Source organism: Mesorhizobium sp. ISC11 (assembly GCF_037162595.1).
GTDB classification, from domain to species: Bacteria; Pseudomonadota; Alphaproteobacteria; order Rhizobiales; family Rhizobiaceae; genus Mesorhizobium; species Mesorhizobium ciceri.
On record NZ_JAVSPW010000002.1, the window covers coordinates 54,559 to 76,186 of the forward strand.

The window sequence follows — 21,628 nt, forward strand, 5'->3', positions numbered from 1 at the left end:
CCCTAATGGCAAAGATGCGGCGGGACAGGCTGACCGAATTGGCGACGTCGATGCCGATGCACAACCGCGACGCGCTCAACGGTGGGCCACCGTGCAGACCCAGCGCAGGAGTCAGTATGTTTTCAAACCGGATAAAACTCGCCACACTGTTTGCGGCTGCCGCCCTGTCGCTGGCGGCATACAATAACGCACGCGCCAGGAAGGCCTTGGCTCCCCGTTCGAGGGGACGCACTCTGAGGATCGATGGGGTGGACCTGAGTATCATCGAGAAAGGCAGCGGGCCTCCTTTGCTCCTGTTGCATGGCAATGGCTCGGTTGCGGAGGATTTTGCGGTCAGCGGCGTGCTCGACCTGGCGAGTGCCAACCATCGGGTCCTCGCCTTCGACCGGCCAGGTTTCGGCGGAAGCTCGCGACCGGCTCGAAAGCGCTGGTCGGCGTGCGAGCAGGCCGATCTCTTCCACGAGGCCGCCGCCAAAATAGGCATTCACAAGTACCTCGTGCTCGGACATTCCTGGGGCGCGTGGATCGCGCTGGAGATGGCCCGCAGGCACGCTCCCTCGGTCGCCGGCCTGGTCCTCGTCTCTGGATATTACTATCCCTCACCGAGGCTGGATCTCGCTCTTGCAGCACTACCGGCCGTACCGCTGATGGGCTCGGCATTTCTTCACACCTTGCTGCCGCTCGCAGTAAGGCTCGGCTGGCCGTCGGCCATGCGAAGGATATTCCGGCCCGGGCCGATCTCGAACGTTTTTTCCGTGAGCACAAAGGAGGTCGCCAGCCGCCCCTCTCAGTTGCGCTCAGTCTGTGTGGAGACAGCCCTGATGCTCGGCGCGGCGCTGTTTACGAAGCCTAGCTATCGGGACATCGACGTGCCGACCGGAATCGTGGCTGGAGCAGGGGACAGGCTGTTCGACGCTCGGCGTGAAGCGGAACGCTTGCATGCCGAAATTTCAGGGTCACTGATGGAAATAATCCCGAATTCCGGGCACATGGCCCACCACAGTGACCCGCAGGCGGTGCTCGGAATGATCGACAAGGTCACCTGTATGCCTCGTCCACCAAAAGAGGGTGGCAGCAGCGACGCGCTCTCGCCAGCTGCGCGCTGACCATCATCGATCAGGGCAGCCTGCGCCTTGTCGTATTGGCAGGGCAGGGTACTTGCGCCGAGCCGGTTCGCCGGGCGTCGCCCATTGCCCCCAGGCTGAGAGCCTACAGAAGATTCCGATTGCGCCCGACACCAAGCGGCCGAACTGCCTCCTGAAGGCACGGGTCACGCCGGCGATGGATCCGCAGCAGAGATCGCCGAACGAAAGGACTGCGGGAAACGCGTCGACGGTGGTCAAACGGCGCGTATCTCGACTGCGGCCGGACGGCGACCTCGCTGCACCGCTCGGCAACACGATCGAGGCCCCGCGGCATGCGGGAGCGCCGTGCTCGGTGACGACAAGCTCGGGCTGCAATGCCGCAAGTTGCCACCGAAGTCGCCGACGATGCATTTCGAAGCCGTGCACGGGCGACGTGGATAGACGTGTCGTCGGCAATCAAAGTCCCGTCAGCCTCCCGCCACAGAGGTGCTCCGGCGATGGCCGGGAACCTGTGCACCCGGTATGTACGAACGGAACGAGGCAGTCTGCGGCTGGCTCCATCGCCGCCCATTTGTTAGGCGCAACGATGTTGCAGACCGTGACGAGGGAGACGACGTCCGGTGCTACAAGGCGAACCAGTCGATCGAAGGTCGCGAAATCATCAGCCAGAAGATGGCGAGCACTGCCGCGAAGGCAGGAAAGCCAAAGGCGAACCAAAGCCGAAACAAGGTGTCATAGCGCTGTGGTGGAGGTTGCTTCTCTGCCGCGGCCTGCATAGCGAGATTGCGCATCTCGATCTGCATCCACACGACTGGAAGCCAGAACAGGCCGGTGATGAGGTAGAGCAGGATCGAAAGCACAATCCACCCCTCGGTCAGCAGATAGCCGGAATGCCAGGCGAGGAATGCACCGGTGACAGGTTGGGCGACGACGGCGGTTGCAGTGAAGATGAAATCGGCGATCACGACGATGCGTGCGACCGCCGCGATGGTCGCGGAATTTCCGGTCCGGTGGGCGAGCAGCATGAAGAAGGCGATGCCGGCGCCGGTGCCCAGCAGCACGGCTGCGCCGACGACATGCAGGAACTTGAGCATGAAGTAGGTCATCAGCGTTCCTCCAGGACCGCCAGCGCGACAAAATGCAGAACCAGGATCGGCAGGATCTTCAGGAATGGGCCGAGCGGCTCGTTCCACAGTTCTGGTCGCAGCATGGTCCCCGCGATCGCATAGAAAAGAGCCACCGCAATCGCCCCGAACAGCCCCAGCCGACTGGTCGGTCGCCAGGCGATCAACGCGCCGACCGCCATGTCGGCCAGCGCTCCGGCGATGACCGCCGGTTCCGCCAGCGGACCGATGGCCGTGCCGACCAGCAAGTCGACCCCGCGGCGCCAGCCGGTGGTCAGGGAAATGATGCCGGTCATGATCCAGAAGAAGGGCAGGACAGTAAAGATCGCCGGCTTGACGAAATAGAGACGGGCGAACCATCGCTCCTGCACCGTCGCGGGATTGAGCTTTAGCGCCGCTTCGAGGCTGGATGGTTGGATCCCTGTCGCTGTGATCCACGCCTGCGGGTCGCCGACAGCGCCCCGCACGATTTCCTTGGCCGCATTGCTGCGCATCGGCGGGCGCCAGCCGAGCAGAGCCGCCGCATCGCCGACCCGGTACAGGCCGGCCGCGACGCTACCGGGCAGAGTGAACTCTCCAGCCGGTCTCGACCCGAGCCAGCGGCGGTAGAGGCCGACCACCTTGCTCATCGGCAGCGCTTCAGGTCCGGCAAGGTCAAGCGCAAGGTGCGATGCGCTATCGGGCCGGAGAAAATGCAGGACAGTGGCGATCACGTCATCCAACTGTACGACCTGAAGCCGACCCGTGCTGGGCATCACCGGCAACAGTGGCAATGCGGCCAGTCCGCGAAACAGCGCACTGGCGCCGAACGCCGGCCGGCCCAGCACGACCGACGGGCGCAGGATGACCCAGTCCAAATCGCGCGCCATCAACGCCTGGTCGCCAGCCAGCTTGGTGGCCGAGAAGGCGGACGGCTGCAGCCGATCGACCCCGATTGCCGAGAAGTGAATGACTTTTCTCACCCCCGCCTGCTCACAGGCGGCAAAGAGTGCCGATGCGCCACCCGCATGCACACCGCCAGTGCTTTCTTGCGCGCTGTCCTGCAGCACGCCGGCGCAGTTGACGACCGCGTCGATGCCTATCAGATGCGGGCTCCAGTCCTGCGTCTGCAGCGCCTTTGCCATGTCGAGCAAGACAGGCGGCAAGCCTCTGAAGGGAGCGGCGCCGGCACGATGCAGCACGCGAACGATTTCATATCCATCGGTGGCCAGGCGCGCACAAAGAGAAGCTCCGATCAGACCCGACGCGCCGGTGACGAGGACCCTCACCTGGCACCTGAAAACTGCAGTGACAGTCGCGCCTCATCCTGTCTGCACGCGGAGCCGGACGAAACAGCGGTGTCGCTGCGATCGGGCCGCACGATCGAGCGATTCCGCGCGCCTCGCCGAGGGCAGATGGAAGCGAGCGTCGCGGCGCTGCTGGCGCGTCCGGCCAGAGCTCCGACAGTTTCGAGCAACGATATCGAGCGGAAGCTCGGGTTGATTGTTCCTTTGGTTTCTACCATGGGCGCTGATCCCAAGCTGCCACGGATGTTCCTGCAACCATTCATGGGCAAGGCGAGTTGTTCGCGCAGGAATGACCGCCTCGGACGGTTCAGTGCAACGACCGTATCCACTATTTGCTCATGCACGCAGCGCCAGCCAACCTGATCGACGGTGTCGATGGACTCGATCTCCCTCCCGCCCAACGCGTTCAGCTAGATCTAGGCGGCATCTTGCAGCGCCCTTTCATTTACGCTGGTTTCTCCAAGCTGCGTCAACGCGTCGTCCGTTGCCTTCTCTTCGTCGAGCGTCTGCTGCAGCAGCGGAACCGCGTCATTCAAGCCGAGCAGCCTTGCCCAGGTTACCAATGTCCTATAACGGGCGATCTCATAATGCTCGACGGCCTGGGCAGCGGCAACAAGCCCGGCGTCGAGGGCCGGCGCCGCCTGGAACTCCTCCAGTATCTCCCCGCCCTCCTCAATGATGCCGTCGATCGCGGGACAGGTCTTGCCCTGCGCGCGCTTGCCGAAAATCTCGAACACCTGCTGCAGCCGCTCAACCTGACCCTCAGTCTCGTCGCGGTGCTTCTCGAACGCGGCGGTCAACTCTTGCGATTCGGCACCCCTGGCCATTTTCTTGAGGGCACTTAAGATCTTACGCTCCGCGTAGTATATGTCCTTCAAGGCTTCGTAAAATAGATCTTCCAGGCCCTTTGTGCTGCTCTGGGCGCTTTTCTTCGTCGCCATCTCCATGTCCCACTTCGAGTTCAATGCTTCGCGGCATATGCAGCTCTAACAACCAAGGCCATCGGTTGTTCCTCGCCCTCAAAGACATGGTGGGAACACGAGCAAGGACCGTGATCTCGCTCCGTTCTGGTCGGCACAACCGGCGCCATGTCGCCTCTGCGCCTGGCTAGCCTCGCGGCCGCTTGTCAAGCCGCCTGCCGCGCCTTAACCGGCGTTCTCGCCTATCGAAGTCGATTGCTGGTCACGCTTTCGCCGATCAATGTTGATAAGACGGCGGTCGGGGGCCGCGGCGCCGGAACGACCTCTTCAGCGTTTTGTGGGCAAGCTGCTGTGAGACCAGATCGCGCGCTTTTCGGCACATATTGCAAGCCACAATGGTCGCTCGGCTGCCTCTGCCGGTCTAAACGGGACCCGGCCCGCGGCATGCCCGGATGGTTGAAGCGGATTGTTTAAAAGGTGTGTCGGGGTGAACTAGATCATGCGCCGCCATCGGTTGCGACGATCGAGCGACGATTGCTCCTACCGGCCGCCCGACCGCCGTTTCGCTTCTTCATCGATCCTGCGACCTGAGAATCTTGAGTGCCTCGTCCTTGGTGAGGCCGCACTTTCGGGCAAAGTAGTTCGCTTCGATGGCCCTTTCGCGATCCGTCCGAGACGCGGTGTTCTGCTTGGCCTTCTTGCCCATCGATGCTATCGCCTCGATTATATCGCCTGCTGGTGATCAAGCGCCTACGCCGTGGGAGGGCTCACGCGGGGATCGGGTCACCAATCTTGCAGCTCCGCTGCCTGGCTCGAACTGTGGTTTGGCGCGATTGTTCCGAGATCGCAAAACTTCGCAAGAGATGCCTGGCGCCGGACTTTGCTGTGGCCATTCGGGATCTGTCATCCCATCGCTGTGACCTGCAGACGAATGCAGAGCCTCAGCAGTTTTTTCGCCGCTTTCATCGTGGGTTAGTCCCGACAACATGTTCGTTCCAGTACCCGGAGGAAAACGTGCGCGACCAGTCTTTCTCCCATCTGGAGGCGCTCATTGATGTGCGTCCCGACACGAATTTCACCCCTAGCGCGCCATGGCCTCGCGGATCGGCCACTGCGTCACTCGATGCAATATGGAACAATCCTCGCAGGCGGATGTTGGGCAACCCAACCCCCTGGAGGATTGCCAATGTTCATGCACAACAAGCGCCTGCAATACACCGTCCGCGTTTCGGAGCCTAATCCCCGCCTGGCCTGCATGATCATGGAACAATTCGGTGGCGCCGATGGTGAGCTTGCCGCGGCGATGCGCTATTTCACGCAAGGCCTCGGCGAGGATGATCTTGGCCGTCGCGACATGTTGCTCGACATAGCCACTGAAGAACTCAGCCACCTTGAGGTGGTGGGATCGATCGTCACCATGCTGAACAAGGGGCTCAAGGCACAACTTGCCGAAGGCCAGATGAAAGAAGCGGACCTTTATATGATGATCGGCGCCAGCGGTACGACAGCCAAGGAATCCATCCTGTTTGGCGGTGCTCCCGCGCTGTGCGACTCAGCCGGCGTTCCCTGGACCGCGGCCTATGTCGACTCACGCGGTGAACCTACCGTGGATTTGCGGTCGAACATCGCCGCTGAAGCGCGCGCCAAGATCGTTTACGAACGCCTCATCAACATCACCGATGATCCGGGCATCAAGGACGCGCTCGGCTTCCTGATGACACGCGAGATCGCTCATCAAAAGTCGTTTGAGAAAGCACTCTACGCCATCGAAAACAATTTCCCGTCAGGCAAGCTCCCGGGCATCGAGAGGTACGCCAGCATGTACGTCAACACCTCTCAAGGTGACGGCGATACCAATGGTCCATGGAATTCCGGCGAAGAGTGGGATCGGATCGATGACCTTGAAGAGGTGATGCCCGTCGACGGCGGAGACGGCTTGGCAACCGTCAAAATGGGCGCCAGAGACATGAAGGTGGTGGCCAAGATGGCCGACCGTACTCTTTCTGATCCGGCGTCCGATCCGATCACGGGCGCTGATCTAGGTGCCGGTCCGGGAGCTGGCCGAACCAAGAACGCGGATTTTGGCGGCGCGGCAAGCATTCAGGAGGCCCCGGCCGTGGCCGAGGCTGCTGTCAAACGCGCACGTAAGCGTTAGTTTGGAGCTGACGTCATTGCGGGCAACTATGTTCGGGGTCAGGAAGCTAACGACGAAAGCAGGGGCATCCGACTGGCAGCAGCGGACTGGCCGGAGTGCTCGCTATTTGCTGAGTGGGTGAAGCACATATGGCCACCGCCGCACCACGATCAGAGTCGGAACATGCGGGGCAGTCGGAGAAGGTCCGTGCCTACGGTTGCGAGAACCGGTGCATTGTCGCAATCGGAGCCTCGGCGGGGGGCCTCGACGCGCTGAAGAGACTTGTCCGGGATATTTCGCCGGACATTCCGGCGGCCCTCCTCATCGTACAGCACGTCGGTCTCACGAGTTACCTCGGCGACATTCTCGGTCGCGCTGCCAACATGCCCGTAGCGAATGCCGCCAGCGGCACGAAGGTTAAAAACGGGCACATCTTCGTTGCACCGCCCGGAGCTCACCTGCTTTTACATGATGATCACATGCTGCTGCGGCGCGGGCCGCGGGAGAATTTGGCGCGCCCTGCCATCGATCCCCTTTTTCGATCAGCGGCCTGCAGCTTTGGCGGCAGCGTGATTGGTGTCGTGCTCACGGGCAGCCTCTCCGACGGGACCGCCGGCTTGCGCGCCATCAAGATTTGCGGAGGGGTCAGCGTGGTTCAAGATCCCGACGACGCTGCAGTACCCGATATGCCGCTGAGCGCCTTGCAGAATGTGGAAGTCGACCATTGCGTCGCCCTGTCCGAAATGGCTGGCCTGTTGCGCAGGCTTGCGTCCGAACTCGCAGGGCCGACACCAGAAATCCCGCCTGTCATCCGCCTTGAGGCTGCGATTGCTGCTCAGGAGCACAGCACAATGGAACAGACAGAACGCCAGCTTGGCATCCCCTCGACATTTGTCTGCCCCGAATGTCACGGACCGCTTTGGGAGATCGAAGACGGGCCGATTACCCGTTACCGTTGTCACACTGGACATGCATTCGGAGCGGACGTTTTGATGCAGGCCCAGGCGGACGATGCGGAACAGGCCCTTTGGAGCCTTCTAAGAGCGCACCAGCAGCGGGCCGAGTTGGCGAAACGGACGGCGCAACGAGAAGCCGCTCGGGAAAGACATAGCTTGGCCAGCCAAATGGCTACGCGGGCCGCGGAACACGAAGCCGACGCGAAACTTATTGAAGAAATTATCCATCGTCGAAGGCCGTGACAAAACACACGCCCCGACAACCATGACCTTATTTCGGTCCGGGGCTCACAGTACGGGGTTGGCGACTTGCCGGAAACCATGATCCCCACAGAGACAGCGAGGGTGGTCAACACGAGTCATTCTTCAAACATCCTTCAATGCCGGCGGCAAACAACGATATTAGGTCACATTAGCGTCAGGCGGACGACGTCATTTCTACCTCGACGGCAGAAGGCGCCAATCGCATTTTCAGGCGTCTTGCAGTTCGAAAGCAATGATGGCAGCCTCAGCGACCGCATGCCGCTGGCGTTGGTGCGCAGCCATAATGAATAGCTAGGGCCGCGTCCTCATCCGTCGGGCGGCTCACGCACCAACTCGAACGTGACCTTCACGGAGAATAGGAGCTTGCTGGTGTGATCGCGGACATCGATGGCAACCTCTCTGAAAGTGCCGTCCGGCATCCGGTCTTTGGCTATTTCAAGCAACGCTCTTGCTGCCTCATCTTCAGCGGCTTCCCGGCTCGCAATTTCGGTTCCTTCAGGATCGGGAAAGACTTCGCCATCGTCGGTTAAATCAAAGAAGAAGCGGGCCATGCGACCCTAATTCCGAGCCCCCAAAAAGGTTTCCTTGTAGCGCTACTTGCTGGTGATCCAATCCACCAGGCCGGTTTCCATCTGCTCGCACCCGGTGAATTCATGTACCAGGCTCGTGGCCAGATCACGCCATTGATACTCAGGCACACCCGTTTGCCTGACCAACTCTCGGAATGCCGATCGGAGAATGTCGGCGTCAAAGGCGGAGACGGCGAAGCTTGCCACGCCCGGATCTTCCCACCCTCGCGCCATGTCATCGTGGTGACGTTGGCGAAGGCGTTTGAGCAGTTCGCGCGATGTCTCGATTGCGCGCCTTGAACGATCCACGTCTTGGCGAAACTTGGCAGTTCCGATCATGGAATTATGCCGAACAAGATAGCCGGTTGCGATTACGCCTTGTGCAACTTCTAAATGCGTTCGAACCATCGCGGCCTCCCTTCCAGCGAAAGGAATTGTTTACCCTGTTGTCCAGCATAACCCCAACGGATTCGCTGTACGTTTTCAACCAATCGGCTATTCGGCGATTGTCGGCCAATTGCTGGGTTTTAGCTCCGGTGAGCGGCACTTCACCTCAAAGTGCCGCGGCGGCCGGCGCAGAGGTGCGCGAACGTTGGCGCCGACCAACAGAATCTGAGCGGTCATGCCTCGCGCTGGTGGAGTATATCGGCCCTTCGGGAACCACAGTGACGCCAAACGCAACGACCCGGAGAAGTCGGTGCGCACAGTCATTCATTTACAATATTAGCGCAGGCTGAAACTCGGACATGCAGGGTAGCTCGTACATGCCCTTAGCCCCGGTGAAGACCCAGCGCCGGCGCTTTTCTGTTTAGCTGCTGGGTAGGCCTGTCCGCACTCCTGCTTGACTGCGCGACTGCGAGAACAACGCCTCGCGGGTTCCCAATCCTTGCAAGTTAGATCCGGGAGCTAAAGTGCGGCATAGGCTGGTAGGGCAGGCGACCAAAGCGATCTTTCGAAGAACGAAGTCGTCCTCTCGCACGAATCGGCTGCCTGAACGTACACTTTCCATAGAAAACTCCCTTCTGACCGCCGAGCAGGTTGCCGCTTCGCAAGTACTCTCAGAGAAAAATATTGGAGGATCTTATCCCAGCTTAACGCATCAAGGAACTCAAAGGGGGTGGTCTCTAAGGCGACCCTACGCGACATTAGCGGCTGCTATTGCGTTCGCCAATTCTTCTTCAGTAAACGGCTTGCTGAGAATTTTGATGTCGCGAGTCCCCGGGAGTTCGGCGTAGCCCGTTGCTATAATGACGGGTACGTTCGGCCACTGGACTTTGATCGTATTCGATAGCTGCAGGCCCGTCATCTTCGGCATAGCATGATCCGTTATGACGAGGTCGAACGGCTGCTCCTCCAGCAACCTGAGGGCTGCCGCCGCAGAATGCGCCTCCGCGACAGTATGGCCGAGATCCTCGAGCATTGCCGCGGTATTCAAAAGGACCAGCGCATCGTCATCCACTGCCAGAATCCGCAGCGACGCCGTCTCAATGGCTTCCTCGGCAAGAACATCCGGCCCGCGCGCGACTTCCGAGCTCGCGGTGGCCACCGGCAGCCACAGTTCCGCCGTCGTTCCTGCTCCCTTGCGGCTCCTAAGCGTCAGGCGCCCGCCCATTTGTTCTGTCATCCCATGGACCATAGACAGACCGAGACCCGTGCCTTTGCCTACGCCTTTTGTGGTGAAGAACGGTTCTGTCGCCCGAGCTAGTGTTTCTTCGTCCATTCCTTCGCCAGCGTCTGCTACCGAGAGGCAGACGTAGGGGCCCGGGGCCAAGCCAGCCTCTTTGCTTTCGCCGACCTGTTCCATCCGAGTGGAGATGACGATCGTTCCGCCGCCAGGCATCGCGTCCCTGGCATTGACGCACAGATTGAGCAATGCGAGTTCGATTTGACTTTCATCAACCATCACACGATCAAGCGAGAGCGGAAATTTCGTCTCTATGATCGCCCTTGAGCCCAGCGATCGTTCCAAGAGATCCTTCATTCCGTGTATGAGCCCTATCAAATCGACAGGCTTTGGATCGAGTTGCTGCCGCCGGGCAAAGGCCAGCATGCGCTGCGTCAAGGACGCTCCCCGTCGCGCGCCGAGCACCGCGTTGTCGAGAAGACGCAGCAATTGTGGATCGTCGGGAAGCCGTTTGCGGAGCAGCTCAAGACTACCCAGAATCGCCATCAGCAAATTGTTGAAATCGTGAGCGACGCCGCCCGTCAGTTTGCCGATCGCATCCATTTTTTGGGAGTGGAAAAGGGCCTCACGTGCCTGATCCAGGGACTCCTGCGCCTTCTTCCGCTCCGTAATGTCGCGTGTGATCTTCGCGAACCCCAGGAGTTCGCCATCCTCGTGCCGAATGGCGTCGATGACCACGTGGGACCAGAACGCAGTGCCGTCTTTGCGTATACGCCAGCCTTCGCGCTCAACTCGCCCTTCACGGGCGGCGATCTCCAGGGCACTTTGCGGACTGCCTCGCTCGCGATCCTCGGGCGTGTAGAATTGCGAAAAGTGCTTGCCGATTATTTCGTCGGCCGAGTAACCTTTGATGCGTTCTGCACCCGAGTTCCAGCTCGTGATTACGCCTTCAGGATCAAGCATGTAGATCGCGTAGTCCGTCACGCCCTGAACCAGACGCTGGAACTGCTCCTGATTTTTCCGGATTTCCTCCTCCGCTTTCTTGCGCTCGGTAAGATCACGGGTGACTTTGGCGAAGCCGGTTAGTTTGCCGCTTGGATCGAGTATAGGATCAACCACAACGTGAGCCCAGAAAGGAGTCCCGTCGCGACGAACCCTCCAGCCCTCGGTCTCAAATTTGCCATCGCGGGCTGCTGTCTCCAGAGTCCGCGATGGAAGACCAGCTTCGCGATCCTCCTCCGTGTAGAAGCACGAGAAATGCTGACCGATGATCTCGCTCGCGGAATAGCCTTTGAACCGCTCGGCCCCCGCGTTCCAACTCGTCACGGTTCCCGAACGGTCCAACATATAGATCGCATAATCAGTAACGGCCTCGACGAGAACGCGGTAGCGATCCTCATCGGCTTTATCGACGGTCCCTTGAATCATACCCCATCCGTTCATTTGTTAACTCTGTGAAACTGCTGGCGTCTTGGATGGTTCCACAGACGATGGGAAGGCGTGCGCGCTGTGGCACAGGCCGTGACTGCCGTGGCCTGCAACGAGCTACTTGCCTGACGGGGGCGCGGCCGTTACAGAAATTGGAATTTCAGATACCGGGCCGGGCCGCCGATCGCTCCACCCAGTTCTACTTCGAACCTGTGATACTGGCGGCTTGCGATTCCTGTTTGGAGACGATGGCGGAATGACCGAGCGAAAGAAGCAGCCCGTTGTAAGTTCCGGCATTGCCGGCTTGGACGAAATTCTTCGCGGTGGATTGCCCGCTTCAAATTTCTACATCGTGCAAGGCGATCCAGGCGCAGGCAAGACGACCGCGGCGTTGCAATTCCTGCGCGCTGGTGTGGCAGCCGGTGAACGCTGCATCTATGTCAGCCTTTCGCAAACCGCCGCCGAACTGCAAGCGATTGCGTCCTCACACGGCTGGACGCTTGATGGCATCCGCGTTGAGGAATTGTCCGCTTCGGAGACCTTGAGCGGAGCGGCCGATCAGACGATTTTCCAGACTGCGGACCTTCGATTGGATGAGACGCGCAAGGCGATTGAACGCGCGATTGAAGAACACAAGCCACACAGGCTTGTTTATGACTCGCTGCTCGAGATCCGGCTGATTACCGGCGACACACCGAGGTTCCGGCGCGAGCTGATTGGTTTCAAGGCCTTCCTGGCCAAGCGGGGCATTGTGGCAGTGTTGCTCGACACCCAGACCAGCGGAGGCGATCACAATGGCGAGGAAATCGAGGGCATTGCCCACGGCGTGATCCGGCTTGATAAATCTCTCGAGGATTACGGCGGCGTGCGCCGGCGTGTTGAAGTCAGCAAAATGCGCGGCGTGCCGTTTGCAGACGGTTATCACGATATGGCCATTCGCGAGGGTGAAGGCGTTGTGGTGTTTCCGAGGATTGTGCCCGGGTCGCCTGCCGAAGTGACCAAGCCGCAACTGATCAAATCAGGGGTAGCCGCTCTCGACGAGATGTTCGGCGGCGGCCAGGAATCGGGAACCATAACGCTCGTGATTGGTCAGTCGGGGACAGGCAAGTCGACGATGTCGTCGCTTTACGCCACTGCCGCGCTTCAACGGAGCGAGAGCGTGGCCCTGTTCCTGTTTGAGGAGCGGCTGGAGACTTTCTTTCGCCGGTCCGAAGGCCTTGGGATGGATCTTCGGCAGTTCTACAAGGACGGCCAACTCGTCATCTACGATTTTAGTCCGAACGAAATCTCGCCCGGAGAGTTCGGCCAGATTGTGCAGCAAGTCGTCAGTCGCAACAATACCCGGGTAGTCGTGATTGACAGCTTCACCGGCTATCTGAATTCTCTTCCCCACCGGGAAAAGGCGGTGCTGGACATCCAGTCTCTCCTGAAACATCTCGCTCGCGCTGACGTGCTAACCATGCTCATTGTCGCCCAGCATGGTTTGCTCGGGCAGAATGTTGGGATCGACGTGGACGTCAGTTTTCTCGGCGACACCGTGCTTCTGCTGCGCATGTCCGAGCATGAAGGCCGCCTTAGGCGCAATATCACGGTTGTCAAGAAACGCCACGGTCCCCACGATCTCGATGTCCGGGAACTTTTCATCGCGAGTTCCGGCGTTTCCGTGGTTGCCTACAATCCTCTGCCCGAGACGTGAGCGACGTCGAGCGAAACGGGCTGGGAACACTGGATTGGGTGCTCATTTTGGCGCCTTACCGCAAGGATGCTGGTTACACCGCCTCCCTGCTGCAGGAACGTGGTTTACGGGCTCGAGCGGCGAGCCCCGAGGACTTAGAGGGATTGCTTGCACTGTCTCCTGGAGTGCTGGTTGTCACCCACGAAGCCTTGAATCCTCAGGCGATCGCAACAGTTGAAGGTTTCCTTCAGGCGCAGCCCAATTGGTCGGAAATTCCAATCGTTGTTTTGTTGGACCGTGGGGCACAACAGTCACGCATCCAAGCGGCGCTGAGTGCTGCCTGGCCACGTTCGCGCCAGATATACTATCAGCGTCCAGTGGCTGCGCTCGAACTGATAAGCGGAATCCAGTCGGCACTCCTCACCAGAATTCGCCAGCGCGACGTGCGTGACTATCTTGAGCGGGAGACGGAACTCCGCCTTGAGCTAAATCATCGAGTGAAAAACATCCTGGCGACCGTCATATCCATCTTCGATATGACCAGGCGCGGTGCGATCTCGGCAGAAGGGCTTGCAGAAGACTTCAAAGGGCGATTGAGAGCCTTGTCGGATGTTCATTCTGCAGTTTTTGCTGCCGGTGGCGAGACCGTGGCCTTGACGGATGTCGCAAAATCGGTCCTCGCGCCATACCTTTCCAAGAAACAAGCTGCCATCACGATCGACGGACCCGAGGTGCTGCTGTCGCGCGATGCCGGCACAACTCTTGCCCTCTCACTTCATGAACTAGCGACAAACGCCATCAAATATGGCGGCTTGTCCCGTCCCGAAGGCAGAATACGCCTGGAATGGAATATAGCGTCGAGCTCGGAACCAGTGCTGGCGTTGAGATGGACCGAAGCAGGAGGACCAACGGTAGTCGAGCCCTCGCGAGTGGGATATGGGACACGCTATATGCGCGCTGCCTTGACGAGCCTGTTCGGACAGCCTCCGGATCTCGACTTTGCGCCGGAGGGGCTGCGTTTCTCGATTTGCGGCCTAATCTCCCGCCTTGCACCCGATGAACGGCTAGGCTGATCGCGGCAGCGCCCTGTGGACCGTCTGGAAATCACATAATCGCATTGTCAGGCGGGCGCCCGCCTTGATCCGTCGTCGAAGAGATCCTGAAGTTTCTGGTTCGGCATCGGTCAGGAAAGTAAAAAGCCTTGTAGCTGGTCGCAGCCAGCTTGCGCGGGCATTCCGTCGGACGCTGGGAGAGCGTGCTTTCCGTAAACTCCAAACCGAGCCGCCGCGGATCCATTTGCGTTTCCTACAAGATGCCGACACTTTCGTGGCAAAGCTCGGATTGTTCAGTTGCAATCCGATACGTTCACTGCCAGGTCTCGATCGGCCAATGCACCCGGTCTAGGCCAGCGTGCGAGGGCTTCGACGCCCGTCATACTGTTGGTGTCGGCGGCGTAAAGCGACTGATAATGCACCCGGATTTGGCCAGGCGTTTGCAGCTCCTCGCGCAGGTCCAGTTCGAGACCCTTACGCTTGGCCAGCGTCTGATCCCTCTCATGCCGCTGCAACCTTCAACTCGAAATAGCGACGTTCGGGAAAGAAGATCCGCTTTCGGCAGTCAGGACAATGCCCCTGTGTCAAATTCGATTGCCCGCCCAACTCGGGTTTCCTGTGTGAAATGGCCACGGCAGGATTGCCGGCTGCTCCCGCGCGCCCATAGTCGCATCATGAATGCGCAGTACGTTGAACTCGTCTTGTTTGAACAGTCGCTGTCAAATCTAGGCTGCATGAATCGCCCGTTTTCCGAACGGGTGGAAGACGCGGCAGAAAAGACTGCCGGCTCGGTACTGTTCGACGTCCGTGTCGATGGCGACCGGCGATTTCAAAGAATTGCGGCGATCGGATACGGTGCGGACGGCACCGTTGCAATCGCTATGGGCAATGACGGACACCTTGTTTCGGCGCCCATCGATGGAGGCGAGGCCTTGGTTACCGAAATAGCGGCCTGGTGCTCGCTGAGCATGGCCGAGCAGTCATCTATCAGCTACAACGATGCCCCTACCAGACTCCTGGGATATCTGCGAAAGGCCGGCATCCTCGATTGAAACGGCCGCGCAGGCGGCAAGCAGTTGCCGTCGATTGGCGCGGCCGTAATCAGGGCGCGCCGAGTTAAGGTGGCTATCAAAATCTTTTTTCGCAAATAAGCGGCAAGGAGTGCTCATCGGCCGATTGCCGACCATGTCGGCGGCAATGCCTCTTCGCAGAAACTAGCTAGACAGGTGGTTCAGCCAGCAACGGCCATCTTCTGAAATTCCGAGAGAATCTCCGGGAAATTCTGCGCGAGATATCGAACGACACGCGCGTTCTCCAGCAACCGGCCGACATACCCCCTGGCCACCACCAGATCCAGGTGGTCGGATCCGTAGCTCTCCTCGACAAGCTGGTATTCCTTATCGAGTTTGGTTGATTCGTTCTCCATCAATGCGATCTGAGCATCGCTCAGTCCGGCTAGCTTTTTCGGCTGCGACGTATTGGCAAGCTGTGAGGGCGCGGTCGCGCCGACCAGCGACTTTGCGTAGTTGATGGAGAACTTGTTCATGGCGATCATCAGTTGCGCCGCCTCGATCTGACGCACGGCTGCCAGCTTTCGCAGTTCGATAAACGTGTTGGTCGGAACGAAGCGGTCCTTGAGCATGTCGATCGCTTCCGGGCATATCCCTTTTAGCAGATGCTTTTTGAGCCTGATTTGGCCGATGTTGACATTTAGGGTTCTCGCGATGGTCTCTTCGGGGACGCCGCTGTCGATGGCCTTCAGGATCATGAAGTGTTCCTGGATCGTCGCGAGCCGGCTTACCCGTTTGTTGTAGGTGAACGCCTCGTCATCGTTGGCGATCAAACAATCAACCTCAGTGATGCCCATCTCCCGCAAGATCTCAATGCGCATGTGTCCGTCGACCGAGAGGTACTTTCCAGGCGTGTCCTTGTCCCTTGCGACTACGGGCAGTTCCACCAGTCCGATCTCGCGAACGGACGACCTGACCTGTTGGTATTTTGGGGTTCCCTTGGTGCTTTCGGTGATCAGGTGAAGCGGCTGGATGTCTTCAAGCCGAAGGCGGATTGTATCACGCTCAAAAGCGGATTTTACGTCCGGAAGGGTAGGATGCTCTATGGTCATGCGGGCTCAACCCTGCTGATCCTGGCCGCCAGGTTTCGTGGAAGGGTGTTCAGTCCTTCCGCCGCAAGAAGGTCCTGGAATGCATCTTCTGCCAACAGCTGCCGCAAGGCGTGTGTTACAAACAGCAGGCGGTTTCGCGTCGCATCCGCTTTCCGGACCAGAATGCGTTTCCTGTCCGTGTCCGCTTTGAAAGCCTTGATCAACGCTGACGCTGAAGGATTTTTCGTGCGCTCTGGCAGGAACGTTCCCAGGCCTTTTCCCCGCCTGCGGCGGTTCTCAATGAGGCGGCGCGCTATCACAAGCTTATGACCACGCAGCTGGTTCTTTTGATAGGCAAGCTGAAGAACAGCCTGGATCCCGGGCTCGTCTGCGCTGGAAATATCGACTGCTACCGACAGCGGGATCTGGCCGGAGTCGACGGCCCGCAGAAGGCGCTGCTCGCCTTGCGACAGGAGGCGTGAAACTCCTCTGACATATTCGGTCGAAAGACCGATCTTTTCTGCGATGTCGGCGTCCGAATAGTTGCTTTCTTTCAGCCGGCCGATGTCGCGAAGAAGGTCATAAGCGGTGTGATACCGGCGAGCACAATTTTCCACCAAGCCTTTGAGCAGCGCCTCGGCGTCAGTTGCCTCTATCACAAACGCCGGAATCTCGGTCTGGCCAAGCAACCTGAAGGCCTCGATCCGTCCCTGGCCGCACACCAGGTCGTGCGTGAAAGCGCTTTCGTCGACATTCCTCGTGGTCACCGTGATGGGACGCTTCAGGCCGACGCTCTTGATGCTGTCGACAATGTCCTGGAAGGATTTCTTGCCTCGCGCACGCGGGTTGGTGATGTTGATCGCGTCAAGGCGCAGGAGCGAGATTGGTCTGTTGGCGGTGACCATCAGCGAGCGGCCGAGATGGCGTCGCGTTCGGCCAAGGCGAACAGCGGATCCAGCGATTTGTAGAAGAAAGTGTTGAATTCCAGCCTTTTGTTCAAGGCGCAGTTTAAGGGCTTCCCGCCAATCTCATTTGCTGGCGCAATCAGATAGTCGAGGATCGTCTGGTTATCCGGGCTCATGCGGATGGCCACTTTCACGTCCGCAGCGGGACCCCGTTGCGCAGAGGCCACCCAATGAGGATAGCCGTATGGCGTGTTGCGACAGCGACCCATCGCAATGGCTACGGTGAATTCATCGTTGACGCGAAGCACGCCGAGAGCACTCTGACGCACCGCAGTTCCGCCCGCCCGCTCGATGGTCGCGATTGTCGTATGCACGACTTCTGCGAAGATCTCACGAAGCCGCCTTCTGATATCAAGAAATCGATAGTTCTGAGATGGATCGTATCCAACGAGCTTGTAGGCCCGCAGCAGACTGCCGAATTTTTTCCTATAGCGGCTGCTTGGCGGACAGTCAGCCGCCGCGTCAATCATCGGGCCTGAAAGGGTACCGCGCCTCTTCAGAAGTTGGGCGAGCACAACCAACATCTGATCGTTGCTCATCTTAGATGAGCGGGCGTCGGCTATGGCCTGAGCCCGTTCGAAAAGTTTACGCTCTACAATGGGTTCAAAAACGCCATCGGCGCGCACCAATTGGGCAGGACCATTGGTCACCTTCCTTTGCTTGAGCTTGAAGGACTGCCGGTTCCAGACGTTGTTGCCCACATACTTCTCGTTGCTGAGTATCTGGTGAATGGATTCGCGTTTCCACGCTCGGTTGAGATCGGTGACCACTCCCTTGGCATTCAACGACCGCGCAATCTGAAGCTCGGTCCGACCAGCCTTCACGTATTCATTATAGATCCAGCGCACCGTCGCAATTTCATCAGGTGGTCCAGGCACGAGGATAACCCGGTCCGTCTGGAGGCTCTTGTACTCTTTGAGAGCGAGCATGATCTTTGTGCGCCCATGCTGGTCGATGAGCCGGCGCCTCAGGCCCAGGCCGGACGACCCTCCCTGCCGGTATCCCATTCGAATGAGCCTGGACTGGCCGGCAAACACCTTGACCGACAACACCCGACTGTGCTCGGCACGCCATCGTGCGCTTTATCGCCTTGAGCAGGTCTGATCCGATGCTGCCATCGTTTGCAAACTGTTCGCCACAATATTCAATTCGCACTCCGGCAACGCGACACCGATACTCGTACGACGCACTCTCATCGGGGTCCGGGAATCGCCCCCAGCGGCTCACGTCGTAGACGATGACGATTTCGAAATCTGCGTTCTTCGTTTCGACATCCGCCAACAGCCTTTGCAGGCCGGCGCGACCTTCAAGATTCAAGCCGCTGCGACCCGCGTCCTCGTATGTGGCCACGATGTCGTAATTCATCGCATCCGCGAATTCACGGATTGCATCCTTCTGATTGTCAATCGAGTAGCTCTGGTGGTCAGTGGACATTCGCACGTATTGAGCTGCGCGCACGCGTTGTGCGTTCTCAGCAGGTCGACGGACCGTGTGCGCCTGTTCCATCATTCAGTGCCTGAAAGGCAGATTGAACGTCCGCTTGGACCGGCAATCCTAGCGGTATGAGGCTACAATCCCGTTACACATTGATCGACACTTTGTATCGAATGAGACTTGTTGCCATAAACCGAGAAGCGCGGAAAATAGCAGGCAGACTCCTATCAATACCCGAGAAACCATGTCTTTTATCGTGAGGGCTCGTGCCCCCGTTCCGCCGCATTGCGGCCGCACGGGACGAGCCATAGGGATTTCAGGCATTCAAGGGAGACGTCAGATGAATTTTCGCAAAGCCATAGCCACCGTGCTGATGACCGCAGCACTGGCGGGGTGCGCGCAGACCGAAGGCCAGCAGCGGGCCGGAACTGGCGCTCTGATCGGCGGCGCCGGCGGCGCCCTCGTCGGTCAGGCCATCGGCGGCAACACCGAAAGCACGCTCATCGGCGCTGCCGGCGGCGCCCTGCTCGGCGCCGTCGTCGGCTCGGCCACTACGCCGCAACGGCGCGGCGAACAGATGTGCCGCTACCAGGACCGCCGCGGCCGCATCTACACGGCGCCGTGCGACGACAGGTACTATAACGGCGATTATTAAGCAGAGGGTAGTCTGCCCATCCGTTGTCCTAAGTGGGCAATGGGAACGGTTCCGTTGTAGGGAAATAGCCCTGGTCGTACATTTTTCTGATCGCGCCGCCGGCGGCGGCGCTGCGTTGTCATCTTTTGCCCATAACATAGTGCTACCAGCAAGGACGGCGGGGTTCTGGAGGTCGTTATGACTGATAGCCTTGCCGGCACCCTGAAGAGTCGTGGCAAACAGGCAGCCAAGCGGCTGCTTGGCTACGATTCCCGCAACTGGCTGCGCATCCGCCAGATCGAGGCATTCACGCTCTTTCTCGAAGCCGGCAACCGCAAGGCTGCCGACGTGATCGAGATTTCGCCCGGCTGGAACCGCTATTGGCGGGCGATGTGCCCCAATTACCGCTCGGTCGATTTCCCCGCCTTCGACATCTGCAGGGACCGCACCGACGAGCAATATTCCATCGTCATCGCCGACCAGGTGCTGGAGCATGTGCGCCGGCCGCAGGCGGCGGTGGAAAACATCCACGCCATGACCCGACCGGGCGGTTGGGCGATGGTGGCGACACCCTTCCTGTTTCGCGTCCACGCTAGGCCGCACGACTACAACCGGTGGACGCCCGCCGGCCTCAAGCAGCTGATGGTCGAGGGCGGCTTCGCGGAAGTCAACGTCAAGGTCCACGGCTGGGGCAACAAGGCCTGCGCGAGGGCCCATATCGGCGGCCCGGTCCGCGCCTATGGCCTGTGGCGGGATCTCCGTAATGATGAGGAATACCCGCTGATGGTCTGGGCGTTCGCTAAGAAGGGGTGAGTGGCGGAAGCCGCGCTCCATCCCGGTCATAGCCAGGGTGTCTGGCTGGACACTTGACCGGATCTGCCGCCAGTGACCTACTTCGAAATTCGAGGAGCCTCGCGAATGGACATTCGAGCCACATTGACGGAGCTGTGCGAGGCCTTCAACGCGCACGACCTCGGTCGCATTATGGCGTTCTTTGCCGACGACTGCGTTCTGGAGATGCCAAGGGGCGTCGAGCCTTGGGGAACGCGCTTCGAGGGCAAGCGCAGCGTGCGAGACGCGCTTGCGACACGCTTTGAGGGTTTGCCCGATGTGCATTACGGCAGTGGGCAGCACTTTGCGGACGAGGCTGCCAACACGGGCATGTCGAAATGGACCCTCACCGGCACCACCCGCGAGGGCGTCAAAAAGGAAGTTCAAGGTTGCGACTTTTACACATTTCGCGACGGAAAGGTGATCCGCAAGGATTCATATTGGAAGATCGTGGAGTAGGGGTTGCCAATTCCTGTCTGATCTTTTCGTCGTCCCGCATCCACCGCCATATTCACCCACCTAGGGTTAGCCTCGCGCGACCACGCAATGACGCCAGCATGCTTGTCCGCCAGTGTCTTGGCAGTGCGCATCGCTCTGTCCACTCGGCAGCTCTGCCCGGCCCGACGATGGGTTGGAGGTCGCCGGTCTCATTGTCGAAGGCCGTGGTTGCGATCAGCCTGGTGGCTTTGGGTTGGGAGAGCAATTATTTGACATGCAGGGTGTCTTTCACCAACAGCCGGTTAAAGTTGGGTGGCGCAGGGGGAAGAATCTCTGTCATCTCGAACAGAGGCACAGGGACTTCCCGCTCCGGTGCTTTCTGCTTGGCCTTCAGGTCCGTGATCTCCTCGTCCCGCCTCGCAATCCGGCTTTCCAGATTGGCAATTCGCTCCGCAAGGAAATAGCGCCCAACGGCAAAGCCGCCGCCGCCGAACAATACGGCAGACGTAGCAAAAGCCAGCGGGTTAGTCGCCACCAGCGCAGAGTTGCTTTGAATGAAAGCGATAAGGTCATGCATGGCCAAAGAGCACTCCTGTCACGCCGGGAACAATTCACACTGCCGGTTGTCGCGCAAGGGATCGTAATACCAAGTCGCATCCGGCCAGCTTATGGGCAATTTCGTCCTCCGGCCTTGCCCTGCCGTGCAGAGCGCCGCGAGTGCGTCAGGACTCGTTCCATTCATCCGCGCTATCGTCGTCATCGTAGGGCGGGACGGGATCAGTTCGCAATGTCCACGCAGTCATCCCACGACGGGGGGCGTATCGTCATAGCCAATGGAGACTAACCCCGGATGCCTGTGGGCTATAGCGAGTATCTGAGTCTCTAGCTCGCAGTTGTAGGTCATCAGCGCCTTCACGGTCTCAAGTGGGCTGTCGTAGCGGGCGATAAGCTTCACGGCTTCAGAGTGCAGCTCGGCTTTGGCCTCGGCGTCCAGGTACATCGTTCCCATCTCGGTTCTCCTTGCGTGTCGTAGGCGTGATGTAGTGAGCGCCATTGAGCAGCATTATCCGTTTGAGCGCCTTTATGTGGACTGCGATGATCAGCATAA

The 21,628-nt window shown here is 59.4% G+C and carries 22 protein-coding genes and 1 pseudogene; 10 read left to right on the plus strand and 13 right to left on the minus strand.

Features of this window, described 5'->3' with window-relative positions; genetic code table 11:
- Positions 1–5: 5 nt before the first annotated feature.
- Positions 6–1,106 carry an alpha/beta fold hydrolase gene (locus tag RPF88_RS31305; protein ID WP_337124007.1) on the plus strand — a complete coding sequence of 367 codons (1,101 nt, stop codon included), beginning with the start codon at positions 6–8 and terminating at the stop codon, positions 1,104–1,106.
- A 602-nt stretch (positions 1,107–1,708) separates the two neighbouring features.
- Here RPF88_RS31305 and RPF88_RS31310 read toward each other — a convergent pair.
- Together RPF88_RS31310 and RPF88_RS31315 are read right to left on the minus strand one after the other, a co-directional pair.
- The gene (locus tag RPF88_RS31310; protein ID WP_337124008.1) at positions 1,709–2,191 is read right to left on the minus strand and encodes a DUF2269 family protein; all 483 of its coding nucleotides are present in this window, start codon (positions 2,189–2,191) and stop codon (positions 1,709–1,711) included.
- Positions 2,191–3,477, minus strand: coding sequence for an SDR family oxidoreductase (locus RPF88_RS31315; protein ID WP_337124009.1), 1,287 nt, complete (start codon positions 3,475–3,477; stop codon positions 2,191–2,193). The genes RPF88_RS31310 and RPF88_RS31315 overlap by 1 nt, the downstream gene beginning before the upstream one ends.
- On the opposite strand from RPF88_RS31315, the gene RPF88_RS31320 reads away from it, so the two are divergent.
- Positions 3,382–3,858, plus strand: coding sequence for a hypothetical protein (locus tag RPF88_RS31320; RefSeq protein WP_164755343.1), 477 nt, complete (start codon positions 3,382–3,384; stop codon positions 3,856–3,858). The genes RPF88_RS31315 and RPF88_RS31320 overlap by 96 nt on opposite strands.
- A 53-nt stretch (positions 3,859–3,911) precedes the next feature.
- On the opposite strand, the gene RPF88_RS31325 is transcribed toward RPF88_RS31320, so the two are convergent.
- Positions 3,912–4,436 (minus strand): YciE/YciF ferroxidase family protein, encoded by a 525-nt coding sequence (locus RPF88_RS31325; protein WP_337124010.1) that lies wholly within the window; start codon positions 4,434–4,436, stop codon positions 3,912–3,914.
- Positions 4,437–4,986: 550 nt separating this feature from the next.
- Positions 4,987–5,121 (minus strand): hypothetical protein, encoded by a 135-nt coding sequence (locus RPF88_RS31330; RefSeq protein ID WP_013525051.1) that lies wholly within the window; start codon positions 5,119–5,121, stop codon positions 4,987–4,989.
- A gap of 480 nt (positions 5,122–5,601) precedes the next feature.
- Here RPF88_RS31330 and RPF88_RS31335 point away from each other — a divergent pair, with 480 nt between their 5' ends.
- Both RPF88_RS31335 and RPF88_RS31340 read left to right on the plus strand, forming a co-directional pair.
- Positions 5,602–6,570 carry a manganese catalase family protein gene (locus RPF88_RS31335; RefSeq protein WP_024505775.1) on the plus strand — a complete coding sequence of 323 codons (969 nt, stop codon included), beginning with the start codon at positions 5,602–5,604 and terminating at the stop codon, positions 6,568–6,570.
- Positions 6,571–6,698: 128 nt separating this feature from the next.
- The gene (locus RPF88_RS31340; protein ID WP_063170815.1) at positions 6,699–7,748 is read left to right on the plus strand and encodes a chemotaxis protein CheB; all 1,050 of its coding nucleotides are present in this window, start codon (positions 6,699–6,701) and stop codon (positions 7,746–7,748) included.
- A gap of 326 nt (positions 7,749–8,074) precedes the next feature.
- Here the strand turns inward: RPF88_RS31340 and RPF88_RS31345 are convergent, their stop codons facing one another.
- The 3 genes from RPF88_RS31345 to RPF88_RS31355 form a co-directional block, all read right to left on the minus strand.
- On the minus strand, positions 8,075–8,320 hold the full coding sequence (locus RPF88_RS31345) for a DUF6894 family protein (protein ID WP_063170814.1): 246 nt from the start codon (positions 8,318–8,320) through the stop codon (positions 8,075–8,077).
- Between the two features lie 42 nt (positions 8,321–8,362).
- Positions 8,363–8,746 carry a hypothetical protein gene (locus tag RPF88_RS31350; RefSeq protein WP_337124012.1) on the minus strand — a complete coding sequence of 128 codons (384 nt, stop codon included), beginning with the start codon at positions 8,744–8,746 and terminating at the stop codon, positions 8,363–8,365.
- A gap of 727 nt (positions 8,747–9,473) precedes the next feature.
- Positions 9,474–11,405, minus strand: coding sequence for a hybrid sensor histidine kinase/response regulator (locus RPF88_RS31355; protein WP_127371795.1), 1,932 nt, complete (start codon positions 11,403–11,405; stop codon positions 9,474–9,476).
- Positions 11,406–11,646: 241 nt separating this feature from the next.
- On the opposite strand from RPF88_RS31355, the gene RPF88_RS31360 reads away from it, so the two are divergent.
- The 3 genes from RPF88_RS31360 to RPF88_RS31370 all read left to right on the plus strand — a co-directional run bounded on the left by RPF88_RS31360 (position 11,647) and on the right by RPF88_RS31370 (position 15,169).
- Positions 11,647–13,086 carry an ATPase domain-containing protein gene (locus RPF88_RS31360; RefSeq protein WP_013525068.1) on the plus strand — a complete coding sequence of 480 codons (1,440 nt, stop codon included), beginning with the start codon at positions 11,647–11,649 and terminating at the stop codon, positions 13,084–13,086.
- On the plus strand, positions 13,083–14,138 hold the full coding sequence (locus RPF88_RS31365) for a sensor histidine kinase (protein WP_127369690.1): 1,056 nt from the start codon (positions 13,083–13,085) through the stop codon (positions 14,136–14,138). The genes RPF88_RS31360 and RPF88_RS31365 overlap by 4 nt, the downstream gene beginning before the upstream one ends.
- Before the next feature lie 395 nt (positions 14,139–14,533).
- Positions 14,534–15,169, plus strand: coding sequence for a hypothetical protein (locus RPF88_RS31370; RefSeq protein WP_245461061.1), 636 nt, complete (start codon positions 14,534–14,536; stop codon positions 15,167–15,169).
- A 179-nt stretch (positions 15,170–15,348) separates the two neighbouring features.
- Here RPF88_RS31370 and RPF88_RS31375 read toward each other — a convergent pair whose 3' ends face one another.
- The 4 genes and pseudogenes from RPF88_RS31375 to RPF88_RS31390 form a co-directional block, all read right to left on the minus strand.
- Positions 15,349–16,239, minus strand: coding sequence for a plasmid partitioning protein RepB C-terminal domain-containing protein (locus RPF88_RS31375; protein WP_127413107.1), 891 nt, complete (start codon positions 16,237–16,239; stop codon positions 15,349–15,351).
- Positions 16,236–17,123, minus strand: coding sequence for a plasmid partitioning protein RepB C-terminal domain-containing protein (locus RPF88_RS31380; protein WP_127388417.1), 888 nt, complete (start codon positions 17,121–17,123; stop codon positions 16,236–16,238). The genes RPF88_RS31375 and RPF88_RS31380 overlap by 4 nt, the downstream gene beginning before the upstream one ends.
- A complete protein-coding gene (locus RPF88_RS31385) occupies positions 17,123–18,232 on the minus strand; it encodes a recombinase family protein (RefSeq protein WP_337124015.1) in 1,110 nt (369 codons plus the stop codon). The genes RPF88_RS31380 and RPF88_RS31385 overlap by 1 nt, the downstream gene beginning before the upstream one ends.
- Positions 18,233–18,365: 133 nt before the next feature.
- Positions 18,366–18,692 (minus strand): annotated as a pseudogene (locus tag RPF88_RS31390) (recombinase family protein); the annotation flags it as partial.
- Between the two features lie 265 nt (positions 18,693–18,957).
- Between RPF88_RS31390 and RPF88_RS31395 the strand changes: the two are divergent.
- The 3 genes from RPF88_RS31395 (at position 18,958) to RPF88_RS31405 (ending at position 20,541) form a co-directional block, all read left to right on the plus strand.
- A complete protein-coding gene (locus RPF88_RS31395; RefSeq protein WP_127368942.1) occupies positions 18,958–19,272 on the plus strand; it encodes a glycine zipper 2TM domain-containing protein in 315 nt (104 codons plus the stop codon).
- Between the two features lie 177 nt (positions 19,273–19,449).
- Positions 19,450–20,064, plus strand: coding sequence for a class I SAM-dependent methyltransferase (locus tag RPF88_RS31400; RefSeq protein ID WP_127413106.1), 615 nt, complete (start codon positions 19,450–19,452; stop codon positions 20,062–20,064).
- Between the two features lie 105 nt (positions 20,065–20,169).
- Entirely contained in the window at positions 20,170–20,541 is a 372-nt protein-coding gene (locus tag RPF88_RS31405; RefSeq protein ID WP_337124016.1) for a nuclear transport factor 2 family protein, read from the plus strand.
- 244 nt (positions 20,542–20,785) lie between these two features.
- Here RPF88_RS31405 and RPF88_RS31410 read toward each other — a convergent pair whose 3' ends face one another.
- Entirely contained in the window at positions 20,786–21,097 is a 312-nt protein-coding gene (locus tag RPF88_RS31410; RefSeq protein WP_127413105.1) for a hypothetical protein, read from the minus strand.
- 222 nt (positions 21,098–21,319) lie between these two features.
- Entirely contained in the window at positions 21,320–21,529 is a 210-nt protein-coding gene (locus RPF88_RS31415) for a hypothetical protein (protein ID WP_337124017.1), read from the minus strand.
- Positions 21,530–21,628 lie beyond the last annotated feature (99 nt).

Excerpts from the sequence above, each read along its gene's own strand:
- RPF88_RS31305 (WP_337124007.1), top strand. The coding sequence starts at position 6 with ATGGCAAAGATGCGGCGGGACAGGCTGACCGAATTGGCGACGTCGATG.
- RPF88_RS31310 (WP_337124008.1), bottom strand. The coding sequence starts at position 2,191 with ATGACCTACTTCATGCTCAAGTTCCTGCATGTCGTCGGCGCAGCCGTG.
- RPF88_RS31320 (WP_164755343.1), top strand. The coding sequence starts at position 3,382 with ATGCAGCACGCGAACGATTTCATATCCATCGGTGGCCAGGCGCGCACA.
- RPF88_RS31325 (WP_337124010.1), bottom strand. The coding sequence starts at position 4,436 with ATGGCGACGAAGAAAAGCGCCCAGAGCAGCACAAAGGGCCTGGAAGAT.
- RPF88_RS31330 (WP_013525051.1), bottom strand. The coding sequence starts at position 5,121 with ATGGGCAAGAAGGCCAAGCAGAACACCGCGTCTCGGACGGATCGCGAA.
- RPF88_RS31335 (WP_024505775.1), top strand. The coding sequence starts at position 5,602 with ATGTTCATGCACAACAAGCGCCTGCAATACACCGTCCGCGTTTCGGAG.
- RPF88_RS31340 (WP_063170815.1), top strand. The coding sequence starts at position 6,699 with ATGGCCACCGCCGCACCACGATCAGAGTCGGAACATGCGGGGCAGTCG.
- RPF88_RS31345 (WP_063170814.1), bottom strand. The coding sequence starts at position 8,320 with ATGGCCCGCTTCTTCTTTGATTTAACCGACGATGGCGAAGTCTTTCCC.
- RPF88_RS31350 (WP_337124012.1), bottom strand. The coding sequence starts at position 8,746 with ATGGTTCGAACGCATTTAGAAGTTGCACAAGGCGTAATCGCAACCGGC.
- RPF88_RS31355 (WP_127371795.1), bottom strand. The coding sequence starts at position 11,405 with ATGAACGGATGGGGTATGATTCAAGGGACCGTCGATAAAGCCGATGAG.
- RPF88_RS31360 (WP_013525068.1), top strand. The coding sequence starts at position 11,647 with ATGACCGAGCGAAAGAAGCAGCCCGTTGTAAGTTCCGGCATTGCCGGC.
- RPF88_RS31370 (WP_245461061.1), top strand. The coding sequence starts at position 14,534 with ATGCACCCGGATTTGGCCAGGCGTTTGCAGCTCCTCGCGCAGGTCCAG.
- RPF88_RS31375 (WP_127413107.1), bottom strand. The coding sequence starts at position 16,239 with ATGACCATAGAGCATCCTACCCTTCCGGACGTAAAATCCGCTTTTGAG.
- RPF88_RS31380 (WP_127388417.1), bottom strand. The coding sequence starts at position 17,123 with ATGGTCACCGCCAACAGACCAATCTCGCTCCTGCGCCTTGACGCGATC.
- RPF88_RS31395 (WP_127368942.1), top strand. The coding sequence starts at position 18,958 with ATGAATTTTCGCAAAGCCATAGCCACCGTGCTGATGACCGCAGCACTG.
- RPF88_RS31400 (WP_127413106.1), top strand. The coding sequence starts at position 19,450 with ATGACTGATAGCCTTGCCGGCACCCTGAAGAGTCGTGGCAAACAGGCA.
- RPF88_RS31405 (WP_337124016.1), top strand. The coding sequence starts at position 20,170 with ATGGACATTCGAGCCACATTGACGGAGCTGTGCGAGGCCTTCAACGCG.
- RPF88_RS31410 (WP_127413105.1), bottom strand. The coding sequence starts at position 21,097 with ATGCATGACCTTATCGCTTTCATTCAAAGCAACTCTGCGCTGGTGGCG.
- RPF88_RS31415 (WP_337124017.1), bottom strand. The coding sequence starts at position 21,529 with ATGGGAACGATGTACCTGGACGCCGAGGCCAAAGCCGAGCTGCACTCT.